This is a genomic window from Pimelobacter simplex (assembly GCF_024662235.1).
Lineage (GTDB): Bacteria > Actinomycetota > Actinomycetes > Propionibacteriales > Nocardioidaceae > Nocardioides.
In genome coordinates, this window is sequence record NZ_CP096276.1 from 1,434,123 (window position 1) to 1,449,457 (window position 15,335).

The 15,335-nt window shown below is 73.9% G+C and carries 11 protein-coding genes; 8 read left to right on the plus strand and 3 right to left on the minus strand.

Annotation, left to right across the window (positions count from 1 at the left end; translation table 11 throughout):
• The first annotated feature begins 81 nt into the window (after window positions 1–81).
• The 7 genes from M0M48_RS06915 (at window position 82) to M0M48_RS06945 (ending at window position 10,861) form a co-directional block, all read left to right on the plus strand.
• Window positions 82–4,125 carry an alpha-(1->3)-arabinofuranosyltransferase gene (locus tag M0M48_RS06915; RefSeq protein ID WP_257750567.1) on the plus strand — a complete coding sequence of 1,348 codons (4,044 nt, stop codon included), beginning with the start codon at window positions 82–84 and terminating at the stop codon, window positions 4,123–4,125.
• On the plus strand, window positions 4,122–5,888 hold the full coding sequence (locus tag M0M48_RS06920; RefSeq protein WP_257750568.1) for a hypothetical protein: 1,767 nt from the start codon (window positions 4,122–4,124) through the stop codon (window positions 5,886–5,888). The genes M0M48_RS06915 and M0M48_RS06920 overlap by 4 nt, the downstream gene beginning before the upstream one ends.
• Window positions 5,885–7,570, plus strand: a complete 1,686-nt coding sequence (locus M0M48_RS06925; RefSeq protein ID WP_257750569.1) for a hypothetical protein — start codon at window positions 5,885–5,887, stop codon at window positions 7,568–7,570. The genes M0M48_RS06920 and M0M48_RS06925 overlap by 4 nt, the downstream gene beginning before the upstream one ends.
• 36 nt (window positions 7,571–7,606) lie before the next feature.
• Window positions 7,607–7,741: a hypothetical protein gene (locus M0M48_RS06930; protein WP_256448555.1), complete on the plus strand. Its 135-nt coding sequence runs from the start codon at window positions 7,607–7,609 to the stop codon at window positions 7,739–7,741.
• A 95-nt stretch (window positions 7,742–7,836) separates the two neighbouring features.
• Window positions 7,837–8,625, plus strand: coding sequence for a glycosyltransferase (locus M0M48_RS06935; protein ID WP_215815089.1), 789 nt, complete (start codon window positions 7,837–7,839; stop codon window positions 8,623–8,625).
• Window positions 8,622–9,845 (plus strand): glycosyltransferase family 4 protein, encoded by a 1,224-nt coding sequence (locus tag M0M48_RS06940; RefSeq protein WP_257750570.1) that lies wholly within the window; start codon window positions 8,622–8,624, stop codon window positions 9,843–9,845. Before M0M48_RS06935 ends, M0M48_RS06940 begins: the two co-directional genes overlap by 4 nt.
• A gap of 35 nt (window positions 9,846–9,880) precedes the next feature.
• Window positions 9,881–10,861 carry a DUF3068 domain-containing protein gene (locus M0M48_RS06945; RefSeq protein WP_215815087.1) on the plus strand — a complete coding sequence of 327 codons (981 nt, stop codon included), beginning with the start codon at window positions 9,881–9,883 and terminating at the stop codon, window positions 10,859–10,861.
• Between the two features lie 25 nt (window positions 10,862–10,886).
• On the opposite strand, the gene M0M48_RS06950 is transcribed toward M0M48_RS06945, so the two are convergent.
• Genes M0M48_RS06950 through M0M48_RS06960 form a run of 3 tightly spaced genes read right to left on the minus strand, consistent with a single transcriptional unit; the run spans window position 10,887 to window position 13,459 of the window.
• A complete protein-coding gene (locus M0M48_RS06950; RefSeq protein WP_257750571.1) occupies window positions 10,887–11,924 on the minus strand; it encodes a hypothetical protein in 1,038 nt (345 codons plus the stop codon).
• Window positions 11,921–12,619, minus strand: coding sequence for a class I SAM-dependent methyltransferase (locus M0M48_RS06955; RefSeq protein ID WP_257750572.1), 699 nt, complete (start codon window positions 12,617–12,619; stop codon window positions 11,921–11,923). Before M0M48_RS06955 ends, M0M48_RS06950 begins: the two co-directional genes overlap by 4 nt.
• Before the next feature lie 9 nt (window positions 12,620–12,628).
• Window positions 12,629–13,459 carry a class I SAM-dependent methyltransferase gene (locus tag M0M48_RS06960; protein ID WP_257750573.1) on the minus strand — a complete coding sequence of 277 codons (831 nt, stop codon included), beginning with the start codon at window positions 13,457–13,459 and terminating at the stop codon, window positions 12,629–12,631.
• A 146-nt stretch (window positions 13,460–13,605) separates the two neighbouring features.
• Between M0M48_RS06960 and rpsA the strand changes: the two genes are divergently transcribed.
• Window positions 13,606–15,078, plus strand: a complete 1,473-nt coding sequence (gene rpsA / locus M0M48_RS06965; RefSeq protein ID WP_215815083.1) for a 30S ribosomal protein S1 — start codon at window positions 13,606–13,608, stop codon at window positions 15,076–15,078.
• Window positions 15,079–15,335 lie beyond the last annotated feature (257 nt).

Genomic DNA, 15,335 nt, shown 5'->3' on the forward strand with positions numbered 1-15,335 from the left:
GGAGTGCCCAGCGCGGAAGTCAGGCCTGCACGCCGCCCACGGGTCTCCTACAGTGACACCCGCGCTTCGGGAGGAGGTGGCATGGCCGAGAGACCTGGGTCGACGGTGCGGGGAGCGGGCGTCGCGGTGACGCTGTACGCGCTCGTCGTGGTGCTGATGCTGCTCCAGCAGCCCGGCGCGACGACGTACGACACCCGGGCCGAGCTGACCCAGCGCCCGGGGGACTTCCTCGCCGGCGCGTTCCGGCTGTGGCACCCGGAGTCGAACTTCGGCGAGTTCCAGAACCAGGCGTACGGCTACCTCTTCCCCCAGGGCACCTGGTTCTGGCTGAGCGACCTGCTCGGCGTCCCGGACTGGATCGGCCAGCGACTCTGGTCGGCGCTCATCATCATCGTGGCGTGCGAGGGCGCCCGCCGGCTGGCGCGCGCGATCGGCCTGGCGGACCTGCCGGCGCTCCTCGCCGGTGCGGTCTTCGCGCTCTCGCCGCGGCTGCTCGGCACGGTGACGGTCCAGACCGCCGAGTCCCTGCCGGGGGCGGTGATGCCGTGGCTCGTGCTCGCGGTCGTCCTCCACTTGCGCGGCCGGCTCACCGGCCGGCAGGCGGCCCTGCTCAGTGGCGCCGCCGTCGTGTGCATGGGCGGGGTCAACGCGGTCGAGACGGCGGCCTGCCTCCCGCTGGCCGTGATCCTCGTCGTCTGGGGCGCCCGTCGCCGGATGACCACCTGGCGGTTCGCCGCCTGGTGGGGAGGTGCCGTCGCCGCGGGCTGCCTGTGGTGGACGCTGCCGCTCCTGGTCCTCGCCCGCTTCGCCCCGCCGTTCTTCGAGTACGTCGAGTCCGCCCGGGACACCACCTCGCTGATCGGCTGGTCCGAGGCGTCGCGCGGGGACTCGTCGTGGCTCGGCTACCTCCTCGCGGGGGACCGGCCCTGGTGGCCGGCCGCCTTCGACCTGGCGACCGATCCGCTGCTGGTCGTGGTGGCCGCGCTGGTGGCCGGCGTGGGTCTCGCCGGTCTCGCGCTCATGGACACCCCGGTACGACGACCGCTGGTCCTCGCCCTCCTCCTCGGGCTCGGCTGCCTCACGATCGCCCACGGGGGTCCCGCCGGCACGCCGCTGGCCGACGGGATGCGGGCGCTGCTCGACGGCCCGCTGCAGATCTTCCGCAACGTCCACAAGATCGACCCGGTCGTGCGCCTCCCGCTCGCCCTCGGCTTCGGTACGGCGGTCGCGGTGCTCGTCGAGCGCGTCGTGGCCGCCCGGCCGCGGCTCGAGCCGGGCCGCGGCGCGCTGCTGCTCGCGCCCCTGCTCCTGGTCGCGCTGCTCGGGCAGCCGTTCCTCGGCAGCGCCACGCGCACGCCCGGCTGGACCGAGATCGCCGAGCCCTGGCAGCAGGCGCGCGACTACCTCGTCGCCCAGCGCCGCGACGAGGACCCGGCCCAGGGCGACCGCACCCTCGTCGTCCCCGGCTCGAGCTTCGCGCAGCAGGCGTGGGGCTGGACGCTCGACGAGCCGCTGGCGATCCTCGGCGGCGTCGACGTGGTGAGCCGTACCCAGGTGCCGCTGGTGCCGGGGGAGTCGATCCGCTACCTCTCGGCCCTCGACCAGGCGATCGCGACCGGCCGGGTGACGCCGGCGCTGGTCGACGAGCTGGCGCGCGTGGGCATCGGTCACGTCGTGCTGCGCCGGGACCTGCTGCGCGGGATCACCCGCTCGCCGCACCCGGGTGGCGCGGCGGTGTCCCTGGCGCACGCCGGCCTGGCGTCGGTGGCCGGCTTCGGCGAGACCGACACCGGCGAGCCGGAGGTCGAGGTCTTCCAGGTGCCGCGACGGCTGCCGCTGGTCCGCGCGACCGCGGTCGACGACGTGCGGACCGTGCGGGGTGCGCCGGAGAGCGTGCTGCTCGGCCAGAGCACCGGCGTCATCGAGGCGGACCAGCCGACCGTGCTCGAGGGCGAGGCCGGCTGGAAGCGCCCGGCCGACGTGGTCACCGACAGCAACCAGCGCCGCGAGCGCGCGTTCGGCAACAACGACGAGGGGCTGTCGGCGCTGATGACCGCGACCGAGCCCTGGCGGGTGGACCGGGCCGCCCACGACTTCCCGGCGGGACCCGACGAGCCCCCGGTCGTTGCCCGCTACGACGGCCTGACCGGTCTCGAGGCGTCCTCGGCGCAGGGCTATGCCGACAACTTCGGCCCGGTCACGCCGGCGTCCGGGCCCTATGCCGCGATCGACGGGGATATCGACACCCGCTGGATCAGCTCGGCCGCGACCGAGCCGGGCCGGCAGTGGATCAGGCTGGACCTCGACGGTCCCCGGGCGGTGCACACGGTGACGATCACGCCGGTCGCCGCCGACAGCCAGGTCGTGCCCATCCGCACGCTCGAGGTGGTGGCCGGCGAGCAGCGCGTCCGCGCCCGGGTCGGGGCGTCGGGTGCCCCCGTCGTCGTCCGGCTCGACGGCCGGCCGGTCCGGAGCATCAAGGTCCGGGTCGTCGCCGCCGCGACCGCCGCGCGGACCGCCCGGATCGGCATCCGCGAGCTCGCGGTCGACGGGCTCCAGCCGCGGCGCACGTTCGCGCTGCCCGGTGAGGTGGGCGCCGGCGCCTCCGTGGCCTTCGGGGCGACGCCCAGCCGGAGAGCCTGCTTCATCACCCTCACCACGCCCGACTGCGACGTCACCCGGATCCGGCAGCCCGAGGAGGGCGGCGGACTCGACCGCAGCTTCGAGGCCGCCGGGGCGGCCGGCGTACGGATCACGGGCCACGTCGTGGCGCGCAGCACCCCGGAGACCGCGCGGCTGCTCGACCAGGTCGAGCGCCGCCCCCCGGTGGGGGCCACCTCCATCTACGGCAACGACCCGAAGGTCGCCCCCCGGTTCGCGTACGACGGCCAGCCCACCACCGCATGGGTCTCGGACGACGGCGACCTCTACCCGACGTTGACGTTCAGCTGGCGCCGGCTCCGGACCATCACGTCCATCGCCGTGCGTGGCGGCTCCGACCAGGCCCCGGTCGCCGCGGTCCTTTCCTCCGGCAAGCGGGTCCAGCGGGTCCGGCTCGGTGGCGACGGTCCCGTCGACATCAAGCCCCTGCGCACCCGCAACCTGCAGATCCGCTTCGAGAAGGCTCCTGGCGCCGGGCGGGTCGTCGTACCCGAGATCGAGCTGGGCGGCGTCCGGCTCACCCGGCCGGTGCTCGCCGACACGCCGACCGGTGCGGTGTGCGGCTACGGCCCCAACATCCGCCTGGGCGGGCGGACCGTCCCGACCCGGGTCTCCGGCACCATGGCCGACCTGATCAACGGGACGCCGCTGCGCTTCGAGTCCTGCGGCGAGAGCGCGAGCGTGCCGCTCGGGTCGGGTCCCCAACGGCTGCAGATCGAGCCGACCGCAGAGTTCGAGCTGCTCGACGCGGCCGTCGTCCCGGACTCGTCCGTGCCCTCGGCGCCGACCACCCGGACGGTCGGCATCGAGCGCTGGGGAGATGCCCGCCGCAGCGTCACGGTCGGCGGGGGACCGGCCGCACTGCTCTCCCTGCCCGAGAACTTCAACCCCGGCTGGATCGCCGAGCTCGACGGCAAGGAGCTGACCCCGATCCGGGTCGACGGCTGGCAGCAGGGCTGGCTCCTCCCGGCGGGCACCGGCACCGCACGGGTCGAGCTCCGGTACGGCCCCGAGCGCACCTACGACGTGGTCCTTCCCCTCGGCCTGGCCGTCAGCGGCGGCACGCTGCTCGCCGGAGCGCTCTGCCTCGGCTGGCTGCTGCTCCGCCGGCGACGCGCACCGCTGCCCGACCTCGCTCCCTGGCCTCCCGACGTCCTCGGGACCCGCGCGCCCTGGTGGGCCGCCGCCCTGGCGGCGACCCTGGTGCTGCTCGGTCCGGTCGCGGGGATCGGCCTGCTCGCGGGCACCTGGTTCCGCCGGTCCTGGACCCGGTCCCGGGCGGTGATCGCCGTCGCGGTGCTGCTCGCCGCGTCCGGCGGCCTGGACGCCCTGGGAGGTGGCCGCTTCGTCGCCGGTACGGCGGACGTCGCCGCCGCACTCGCGGTGGGCCTGCTCGCCGGGCTCACGCTGGGCCGGCCGGCGCGTCGCCGTCCCCACCAACATGTCGCGGAGGGCAGCCGATGAGTGCCTGGAAGGGGCGCCAGGGCCTGGCCGCGCTCGGCGTGCTGCTGTCGATGGTCGTCGGGCGGGCGGTGCTGCTCGGCGGGTCGTGGTTCAACCAGGACGACTTCTACCTCTCCGGTCGCGCCTACGACGCCGACCTCACGCTGGGCTTCCTGGTCCGTGACACGGCGGGCCACGTCAACCCGCTGCAGCAGCTGACCTACTGGCTGGTGGCGCACGGCGCGCCGTACAGCTGGGCGACGGTGGCCGTCTTCGTCCTGGCCCTCCAGACCGCCGCGGCGGTCGTCCTGTGGCTGCTGCTGACCCGGCTGCTGGGGGAGCGGTGGAGCCGGGTGGTGCTGCTCGCGGTGTTCGCCTGGGCGCCGCTGACCCTGGCGACCACGCTGTGGTGGAGCGCGGCGATGGGCCTGTGGCCCCACGTGCTCTGCTCGCTGCTCGCCGCCTACCTGCTGGTCCGCTGGCGCCAGGGCGACGCCCGGCCGGTGTGGGCGGTGGTCGCGATCGTCGCCACGACCGCGGTCGGCCTGCTCTGGCACGAGCGCGCGGTGCTCATCCCACCCGTCCTGTACGGCGTCGCGGTGGCCCTCGCCGACGAGGCGACCGGCTGGCGGCGGCTGTGGGCCGCGCTGAAGCGCTTCCGCTGGCTGTGGCTGGCCGAGGTGCTGCTGCTGGTCGGCTTCCTGGTCGGCCACGGCCTCCTGACCGACGTCGAGGGGGGCGAGAGCACCTGGAAGCAGCGGCTCGAGGTGAGCGGCTCGTTCCTCGGCCGCAACGTGGTGCCGGGCATCGTCGGCGGCCCCTGGGCCGGTGAGCTCGAGGGTGGCGCGGTGCGGCCGGCGCTGTGGGTGGTGATCGCCTCGGCGATCCTCGCCCTCGTCGGGGTCTGGTTGCTGCTCCGGCGCGGCGGCCCGGCCCGCCGCTGGGGGCTCGCGCTGCTCGTCGGCTACGTCGCCGCCGACCTGCTGCTCCTGCTGTCGGGCCGGGCGGGCTTCGGCTCGATCATCGGCCTGGACCCGCGCTACTCCTCCGACACGATCCATGCTGCCGTCCTCTGCGTCGCGCTCTGCCTGCGCGGATCGCCGCCGTGGCTGGGCCTGCGCTTCCTGTCCGGCGCGTCCGCACGGGTCCGCTCCCTGGCCCTCGCCGGCCTCGTCGGCGCCTACGGTGTCGCCTCGGTCGCCGGTACCGCGCTGCTCGTGCCGCAGTTCCAGAACACCGAGGACAAGGCGTTCGTCGCCACGCTGCGCGCCGACTTCGCCGCCGACCCGACCGTCGTGCTCTTCGACCGGCTGGCGCCCGCCGACGTCGTGCTGCCGCTGGTGGGCAGCGACTCGCAGCTCTCCCGGATCCTCGCGCCGCTGCCCGAGCACCTCCGGTTCGACGAGCCCTCGGCCCGGCTGCGCCAGGTCGCCGACGACGGCACGCTGCTGCCGATGGAGCTGGCCGGAGCGATCCCCGCGGAGCCGGGACCCGACGACGAGTGCGGCTACCCGGTGCGCACGCTCACCCGGGAGGCGCCGTTCGTCGTCCCGCTCGACGGACGGGTGGTCGTCCGGGTCTCCTACTTCTCCGCGCAGGAGTCGACCGTCGTGGTGGCCGCGGGGGACTGGCACACCGAGTTCCTGGCCACGCGCGGGCCGAACGAGATGTGGCTGGTGCTCCCCGAGGTGCCGGGCACCGTCGAGGGGCTCAGGCTGCGCGGCGACGGGCGGTCGACGGTCTGCGTCACCGACATCGAGGCCGGCCTCCCGGAACAGCCGTGAAGCGCTCCGACCTCGCTGTCACCACCGCGGTCACCCTGGTGATCCTGGGCCCGCTCCTGCTCGGCGGCGGCTACTGGCTGGTCGGCGACATGGTCTTCGTGCCCCACCAGCCCTGGAAGCCCGCCTGGCTGGGCCTGGACGGCGCGCTGCCGCGCGCGGTTCCCATGGACGCGCTGGTCTCGCTGGCCACCCACGTCGTGCCGGGCAGCGTCGTCCAGCGACTGCTGCTGGTCGCCGGGTTCCTGGCCGGTGGGCTCGGCGTCGCGCGACTGGTCGCCGAGCAGCGCTGGTGGGCCAGGGCGGCCGCGATCACGTTGTTCTGCTGGAACCCGTGGGTCTACGAGCGGCTGCTCATGGGCCAGTGGGCGATCCTGCTGGGCTACCTGCTGCTGCCGTGGGTCGCGGGGGCCGCGCTCCGGCTCCGGGCCGATCGCCGGGACTGGGCGCCGGCCGCGGTCGTGCTCGTGCTCTCCGCGGCCTGCAGCTGGTCGAGCGGGCTCATGGCGGTCGGGGTGCTGGGCGTGCTAGCCCTCGGCCGCGACCTGGGCGGCTGGCTGCGGGTGGCCGGGCTCGGCCTGGTCGCCAACCTCACCTGGCTGGTGCCGGCGCTGACCGCCGACACCGCGCGGGTGAGCACCGACGGGGTCTTCGCCGGGTTCGCGGCGCGCGCCGAGTCCGCCGCCGGTACGGCGGCCAGCGTGCTCTCGCTCGGCGGCACCTGGAAGACGTCGGTCGTGCCGCCCGAGCGCACCAGCGCGCTGCTGGTGCTGCTGTCCTGCCTGCTCACCGTGGCCGCGGTCGCCGGGCTGCGCCGTGCGGGTCCCGGGCGCGGCCGGTGGCTCGCGCTCGGCGCCGCCGCGGTCGTGCTGGCCCTGCTGCCCACCCTGCCCGGAGGCGCGGACCTGCTCGACCGGGCCGCCGACCCGGTGCCGGGCCTGGCGCTGCTGCGCGACTCCCAGCGGCTCCTGGCCCCGCTCGGGCTGGTCCTGGCCGTCGGCGCCGCGTACGCCGCCACGGCGCTGCGCGAGCGGATCCGGCCCGGCACCCAGGCGCTGTGGAGCGGCGTCGCGCTGCTCGTGGTGGCCCCGCTCCTGCTGCTGCCCAGCCTGGCCTGGGGGGCCGCCGGCGAGCTGCAGCGCTCGTCGTACCCGGCGGCCTGGGACGAGATCGCCGACCGCATCGACGGCGGCGACACCACGGTCGTGCTGCCGTGGTCAGGCTCCTACCGCGGCTTCGACTGGAACCACCGCCGCGCCGTGCTCGATCCTGCGCCCCGCATCCTGCCGGGTGAGGTCGTCGTCGACGACCGGGTGCTGCTGACCGACCGGGTGATCGCGCCCGAGGACCCGCGGGTGGTCGCGGTGACGCTCGCGCTGGCCGACGAGGACCCGGCGGGCGCTCTGCGGGCCATCGGCGTGCGCTGGGTGCTCGTCGAGCGCGGGATGGGGACGATCGAGGTGCCCGCGGGCACGATCGTGCTCGACCGCGACGGGCTCACCCTGGTCGATCTGGCCGCCGGCGGCGAAGTCGCGGCCGACCCGGGAACGGGTGTGGGGGCGCTCCGGCGAATCTTCGTCATCCTTGGTCACGGTTTGGCGATTCTTTTGCTTTTCGCCGGTTGCGCAGGGATACTCCGGTCTGGGAGTAACGAGCATCACATTCATGAAAGTCATGGGGAGTGAATGCTCTGTGCCGGTCTTTGGGAGGGGATCTGCGCAATGAACACGATTATCGCTACCGTCGTCGGGGCTCTCGCCTCGACCGTCATGCTCGTCGCCGGCGTCAACGCCGCCCAGGGTGAGCACAAGACCGTCAGCAACGACAAGCTGTACAGCTACTCGGACAGCAAGTAGGTCTCTCGCCGCGTCCCGCCTAGCGGGTTGCGCGGTCTCCGTCACGTGTCCCGTTCGCCGGGACGCGTGCTGAGCAGACGGCTTGGGAGGGTCCGATGCTGCAGATCGTCATTCCGGCGTACAACGAAGAAGGCCGGCTGCCGCGCACCCTGCGCGACCTGCGCCGCCACGTGGCGGCCCGTCGTGGGGTGCTCGGCCGAGTAGAGGTGCTCGTCGTCGACAACGCGAGCACCGACCGCACCGCGGAGGTCGCCCGTGCGGCCGACTCACCCGCGCTGCCGGTACGGGTGCTGCGCTGCGCGCGCCGCGGCAAGGGTGCCGCGGTCCGTGCCGGGCTGCTCGCCACCGACGCCGACCTCGTGTGCTTCATGGACGCCGACGGCGCCACGGGGCTCGACGCGGTCGAGGAGGCCTGGCGGCGGCTGCTGCTCGGCGCCGACGTCGTGATCGGCTCGCGCGCGCTGGCCGACAGCGACACCGAGGCCCGGCACTGCCGGACCCGCTCGGCGGGCGCCGCGGCGTACCGCCGGCTGGCCGGGCGCCTCGTGCCCGGCGTCGCGGACACCCAGTGCGGGTTCAAGTTCTTCCGCGGTGACCTGGTCCGGCAGGTCGTCGGCGACCTGCGGACGGGGGGCTTCTCGTTCGACGTGGAGCTGCTCGTGCTGCTGCTCGCCGCCGGCGCCCGGGTCGAGGAGATCCCGGTGACCTGGACCGACGTGCCGGGCTCGACCTTCGTGCCCGCGCGGCACGGGGCGAGCGCGTTCGTCGAGCTCGCGAGCATCGCGTGGCGCCGTCGCGGCGCCGTGCACGCGGTCCCGGCCCCGGCCGCGGCGCCGCTGGCCGTGCCGGTGCCCGTCGCGCTGCCGGTGGGTGGTCACGGATGAGCCGACCGTCCCCCCGGCTCGACGGGCGCCGGATCGTGGTCGTCAACTGGCGCGACCTCGACCACGCGCTCGCCGGCGGCGCGGAGATCTACGCCTGGCAGTACGCCCGCGCGCTGCGCGAGGCCGGTGCCGAGGTGCACTTCGTGACCGCCCGCGACGAGGGCCAGGCCGCCCGCGAGACCCGCGACGGCATCGCCGTACGACGGGGCGGCGGCGCGCTGGGCTTCTACCTGTTCGCGCTGACCTGGCTGCTGCGCCACCGGCGCCGCATCGACGCGGTGATCGACCCGGCCTGCGGGCTGCCGTCGTTCTCGCCGCTGGTGCTGCGCCGCGGGACGCCGGCGCTGCTCATCGTGCACCACGTGCACCAGGCGCAGTTCGCCGTGCACTTCCCGGCACCCGTGGCCGCCTTCGGGCGCTGGATGGAGCGGGTCGCCATGCGCCGGGTCTACCGGCACCACGTGACCGCCGCGGTCTCGCCGTCCACGCGCGACGAGATGCGCCGCCAGCTCGGCTGGACCGGTGACATCCGGATCCTCGAGAACGGCGCCGACGTACCGGCCGCCGCGGACCTCGACCCGGTCGCCAAGGACGCCGACCGGATCGTCGTCCTCGGCCGGCTGGTCACCCACAAGCGGGTCGACCTCGTCCTCGAGGCGTTCGACCGGCTCCGGGAGCGTCCCGCCCTGGCCGGGCGCGACCTGCGCGTCGACGTCATCGGCAAGGGGCCCGAGCACGACCGCCTGGTCGCGCTCGTCGCCGAGCGCGGCCTCGCCGACCAGGTGACCTTCCACGGCTACCTGCCCACGGACGCCAAGGACGCCCTGCTCGCCCGCGCGGCGGTCCACGTCTGCGGATCCGACGCCGAGGGCTGGGGGCAGGCCGTGATCGACGCCGCCGCCTGGGGGGTGCCGACCGTGGCCCGCGACGTGCCCGGCCTGCGCGACTCCATCCGCCCGGGGGAGAGCGGCGTGCTGGTCCCCGACAGCGAGGACCCCGCCGTCCTCGTCCGCCGCCTGGCCGACGCCGTCGAGGGCGCGCTCCTCGACGCCGCCGACCCGGCCACCCGGGTGCTGCGCGCCGAGGCGTGCCGCGCCTGGGCCCACAAGTTCGACTGGTCGCAGATGCGACACCACGCGATCGACCTGACCGCACTGCTCCTCGGGACCGCCGACGCGCGGCCCGACCGTACCCCACGCGATGCTCGCGTGGCTGTCTGAGAGGTATCTCCGCCATGCGCAGCAAGCTCGCCCCCGTGTCCATCGGACTCGGTGTGTTCCTGATCGTCGCGGCCGCCCTGGTCCGCTTCTACGCCTACCCGGTCCTCGCCAACGTGCCGCCCGACTACAAGGGCACCACGAAGCTCGAGGCCAAGGGTGCCGAGATCTTCAACTCCAACCCCGACGTGCTCAAGTCCGAGACCTGGGACCTCGACATCACGTCCTTCACCATCGCCGACAGCGGCGTCAAGCTGCCCAGCGACGCCCCGGACGACACGGTCGTGTGGGTGAACTCCACCAGCGTCGACCGGGTCGGCGGCGAGCAGTTCCAGCGGACCCAGGAGCGCTCGCCCTTCGACGGCAAGACCGGCGAGGCCGTCGACTGCACCAAGTGCGGCTCGTGGGAGGAGGTCGCCCTGGCGAGCGACTTCCAGAAGACCGAGCGGGTCGACGTCACCCGCAAGGGCCTGGTGTACAAGTTCCCCTTCGCCACGGAGAAGAAGGACTACCCGGTCTGGGACGGCACGCTCGAGAAGTCGACCCCGGCCAAGTTCGAGGGCCAGGAGGAGATCGACGGGCTCAAGGTCTACAAGTTCGTGCAGACCATCCCCGAGACGATGGTCGAGACCCGCAGCGTGCCGGGCAAGGTCTTCGGCTCCACCGAGCCCAACGTCGAGGCCGAGATGTGGTACCAGATGACCCGTACCTTCTACGTCGAGCCGACCACCGGCTCGCCGGTCAACCGGGTCGAGAACCGGGTCCAGGAGCTGCGCTACGACGGCGTGGCGGTGCCCGCGTTCACCGGCACGGTCCAGTACACCAAGGCCCAGGTCGACGACCTGGTCAGCGACGCCAAGGGCAATGCCCGGCTGCTCGGCGGCATGAAGCTGCTCTTCCCCGGACTGCTGCTCCTGCTGGGCCTCGGCCTGACCGCGGGCGGCGTGCTGCTCGGCCGCTCGGGCAAGGGCGGCGACAACGGCGCCAGCCACCGGGACAAGGCGATGGCGGGGGTCTGACCCGCACCGCCCCACCGGCTCCTCTCTAGAGGAGGGAGATGACGGCCTCGAGCAGCTGCTCGAGGCCGTTGTCGTTCCAGGCCGCGGCGCGCCCGCGCAGGGTCAGCACGGTGTGCCCGTCGAGGCCGACCGCGCCGAGGGAGAGACCAGTGCCGCCCGCCGTGACCGGGTAGAACGCCAGGCCCTCGACCGCCGGGGCACGCACCTCACCGAGGTGCGAGACCAGCAGCGTCGAGCCCAGCCGCGGCCCGAGCACCCGCAGGCCGGTCGTCATCGCGCGATCCACGACGGGACTCCAGGGGCGCGGCTCGGCCGGCGCGGGCGGGGTCTGCACGGGCGCGGTGCGCACGGCCTCGCGGATGCCGTCGAGGTCGAGGCGCTCGACGTCGCGCAGCCGCAGCAGGACGCTGCGGTCGGCGATCCGGCCGTCCTGGTCGCCGGCCGCGGGCTCGCGCGCCGCGCCGATCGCGATCGCCACGCGCCGCGCGCGCCGGCCCCGCTCCGCCTGGTGCCGGACGACGGCGCGGGTCGCCGCGTGGACCAGCTCGGCGGTGCGGTGGCTGCCCGGCACGGTCGCGTGGACGAGCGCGTCGCCGTGGTCGGGGACCGGCCGGTCCGGGGGGACGACGCCGGACGGCGGCCGCAGCGCGACCTCGCCGAGCCGGCGGGCCACGGTGCGCGCCGTCCCGCCGGTCGTCGTACGGGTGCCGACGCCGCGGGCCGACGAGGTCGCCGGGCCGAGGCCGAGCCGGTCCAGGACGGTGAGCAGGCCGAGGCCGTCGACCGCGCTGTGGTGGGCCGACAGCACGACGTCGCGCCCGTCGACGCCGACCAGCAGCGGCGCGGGGGAGTCGGCGAGCAGGGCCCGGGCTCCGGCCGCGGTGGGCGCGGCGTAGGTCCAGCCCTGGGCCGCGCAGAGCGTGGCCAGGGGAGTGGCGAGCGCGTCCGGCGCGACCGGGGCGGGCAGGGTCGCGGTCAGCAGGATCCGCCAGCCGATCCGCGGGTCGGCCACCCAGCGCTGCGGCTCGGGCTGCGGCTGCGGCTCGGGCACCTGGGCGCTCACGGCTTGTGCGCGAGGCAGACCAGGCTGACGCCAGGCAGTCGCTTGAGGGGGAGCACCCGCTCCATCCCGACGGCCGCGCGCAGGCCGGCGTTGAGCACCGGGTGGACGGCCTCCATCTCGCTCTGGGGCACGTCCTTGTTGCGCCGCCGGGCCCGGACCACCGGGCGCAGGAGCACGTTCCACGACCAGAGGTCGTCGATGACCAGCCCGGACCCCGTCACCAGGTCGGCGAGCTGCTGGCGCTCGTAGCGCCGGACGTGGCCCAGGGCGACGTCGTGCCCGCTCCACAGCGCTATCCCGGCCGGGACGGCGACCAGGGCGCGTCCGCCGGGGCGCAGCACCCGGAAGGTCTCGCGGGCGACGGCGACGTCGTCGTCGATGTGCTCCCAGGCGTCGGTGGACATGACGAGGTCGATCGAGGCGTCGGCGACCGGGAGCCGGCGGCCGTCGCCGCGCAGCACCGGGATCCCGCGCGAGGCCGCGATCTCGGCGCCGGTGGCGGTGTACTCGACGCCGACCGCGCGCCAGCCGAGCTCGCGCAGCACGGCGGTGTTGCCGCCCATCCCGCAGCCGACGTCGATCGCGCGCCCGGCCGGCCAGCCGCCGACGGTACGACGCACCAGGGCCCGGCGGGCGGCGTACCACCAGTGCCGGTGCTCGAGCGCGGCCGACTTGGCGATCTCCTCCGCATCCACAGGTGCAGCCTAGGAGAGGTCGGCGCCGAAGATGGCGGTGCCCGGCGTCAGCGTGCCGCGCACCCGCGACCAGCCGCCCCAGAGCCGCTCGTTCCCCTCGGGCCACTCCGGCTCCAGGAGCGTGGTCAGCCGGAAGCCGGCGCCCGCCAGCAGCCCGATCCAGTCACCTAGTGTGCGGTGGTGCTCGGCGTACGACGTCGCACCGGTCTCGTCGTCGACCTCGACGTAGGGCGTGCGGTCCCAGTAGGACTGCGAGGCGACCAGCCCGTCCTCGGTGGGGTCGTCGGGGAACATCCACCGGGTCGGGTGGGTGATCGAGAAGGCGAAGCGCCCGCCCGGGCGCAGCACCCGGGCCGTCTCGGCGACCGCGAGGTCGATGTCGGCGACGAACTGGAGCGCGCCGAAGGAGGAGAAGACGACGTCGAAGGAGCCGTCGGCGAACGGCAGGTGGGTCGCCGTACCGCGCACGCAGGGCACGACCAGGCCGGTCGCGTCGTCGATGCGCAGCGAGTGCTGGAGCTGGCGGTGGGACAGGTCGAGCCCGACCGCGCGCCCGCCCTGGCTGCGCACCCAGCGCGAGCACTGCCCGGCGCCGGAGCCGACCTCGAGCACGTCGCGGTCGCGGACCTCGCCCAGGATCCGGGCCTCGGCCTCGGTCAGTCCCTCGGGTCCCCAGAGGAACCCGACGTCGCCGAGGTAGCCCCCGTGGGTGGCCTGGTACTCGTCGGCGTACCGGTCCCAGTCGGCGCCGTTGGCCAGCCGGGACTCCTCCTCGGAGACCGACCGCCGGTGGGCGGTGACAGGGGGATGGGGCCAATGAGCTTGAACAGCCTGCTCCACGGGGAGGAGTCTATCGCTCGCGAGTTGGACTCCGGCACCGCCTCGCGCGTACCCTGGAGTGTCTGTGCCTTCTTGATCCCTCCGGGATCGTTCGGCGCGGGACTCCATTCCGACTACTTCTGCCCACCCAAGGACCTATCCTCCACATGACGAGCACCCTCTCGACCCCGCTGTCCGGTCAGTACGATGACAACGCGCCCCAGGTGGCGATCAACGACATCGGCTCCGAGGCGGACTTCCTGGCCGCCATCGACCAGACCATCAAGTACTTCAACGACGGCGACATCGTCGACGGCACCATCGTGAAGGTCGACCGTGACGAGGTCCTCCTCGACATCGGTTACAAGACCGAGGGCGTCATCCCCTCGCGCGAGCTGTCGATCAAGCACGACGTCGACCCGTCCGAGGTCGTCCAGGTGGGCGACAAGGTCGAGGCTCTCGTCCTCCAGAAGGAGGACAAGGAGGGTCGCCTGATCCTGTCCAAGAAGCGCGCCCAGTACGAGCGCGCCTGGGGCACGATCGAGGAGATCAAGGAGGCCGACGGCGTCGTCGAGGGCACCGTCATCGAGGTCGTCAAGGGCGGCCTCATCATCGACATCGGCCTGCGCGGCTTCCTGCCCGCCTCGCTGGTCGAGATGCGCCGGGTCCGCGACCTGCAGCCCTACGTGGGTCAGACCCTCGAGGCCAAGATCATCGAGCTCGACAAGAACCGCAACAACGTGGTCCTGTCGCGCCGGGCCTGGCTCGAGCAGACCCAGTCCGAGGTCCGCCACGGCTTCCTCACCCAGCTCCAGAAGGGCCAGATCCGCAAGGGCGTCGTGTCCTCGATCGTCAACTTCGGTGCGTTCGTGGACCTCGGCGGCGTCGACGGTCTCGTCCACGTCTCGGAGCTGTCCTGGAAGCACATCGACCACCCGTCCGAGGTCGTCACCGTGGGCGACGAGGTCACCGTCGAGGTCCTCGACGTCGACATGGACCGCGAGCGCGTCTCCCTGTCGCTCAAGGCGACCCAGGAGGACCCGTGGCAGCACTTCGCCCGGACCCACCAGATCGGTCAGATCGTCCCGGGCAAGGTCACCAAGCTCGTCCCCTTCGGCTCGTTCGTGCGGGTCGAGGAGGGCATCGAGGGCCTGGTCCACATCTCCGAGCTGGCCGAGCGCCACGTCGAGATCCCCGAGCAGGTCGTCCAGGTCAACGACGACGTCATGGTCAAGATCATCGACATCGACCTCGAGCGTCGCCGGATCTCCCTCTCGCTCAAGCAGGCCAACGAGACCACCGCCGCCGCGGACGTCGAGGAGTTCGACCCGACGCTCTACGGCATGGAGGCCACCTACGACGAGCAGGGCAACTACATCTACCCCGAGGGCTTCGACCCCGAGACGGGTGAGTGGCTCGAGGGCTTCGACGAGCAGCGCGCGAAGTGGGAGGAGCAGTACGCCAAGGCGCACGCTCGCTGGGAGGCCCACGTCAAGCAGCAGGCCGAGGCCAAGCAGGCCGAGATCGAGGCCGGCGAGTCCAGCTCCTACTCCTCCGCTCCGGCCGAGGACAACGGCGGCTCGCTCGCTTCGGACGAGGCGCTCCAGGCCCTCCGCGAGAAGCTGACCGGCGGCAACTGATCCGTCGCTCCGTAGCACCACGAAGGCCCCGACCGACAGGTCGGGGCCTTCGGGCTTTTCGGGCTGGGGGAGGCGGGGTGGCGCCGGCCGGGACCGGCGAGCGGCCGGAGATCGGGAGCTCGCGCCCCGACGGCCGCCGGATCCTCCTGGCCTACGAGCCCGGACGGTGCTCAGGCAAAAACGATGCGGGCGGGTGGTGCCTGGCGCACCACCCGCCCGCTCCAGCGGCCGAGCCCAAAAACCCGTCCGGTACGCCG

Excerpts from the sequence above, each read along its gene's own strand:
- M0M48_RS06915 (WP_257750567.1), top strand. The coding sequence starts at position 82 with ATGGCCGAGAGACCTGGGTCGACGGTGCGGGGAGCGGGCGTCGCGGTG.
- M0M48_RS06920 (WP_257750568.1), top strand. The coding sequence starts at position 4,122 with ATGAGTGCCTGGAAGGGGCGCCAGGGCCTGGCCGCGCTCGGCGTGCTG.
- M0M48_RS06930 (WP_256448555.1), top strand. The coding sequence starts at position 7,607 with ATGAACACGATTATCGCTACCGTCGTCGGGGCTCTCGCCTCGACCGTC.
- M0M48_RS06935 (WP_215815089.1), top strand. The coding sequence starts at position 7,837 with ATGCTGCAGATCGTCATTCCGGCGTACAACGAAGAAGGCCGGCTGCCG.
- M0M48_RS06940 (WP_257750570.1), top strand. The coding sequence starts at position 8,622 with ATGAGCCGACCGTCCCCCCGGCTCGACGGGCGCCGGATCGTGGTCGTC.
- rpsA (WP_215815083.1), top strand. The coding sequence starts at position 13,606 with ATGACGAGCACCCTCTCGACCCCGCTGTCCGGTCAGTACGATGACAAC.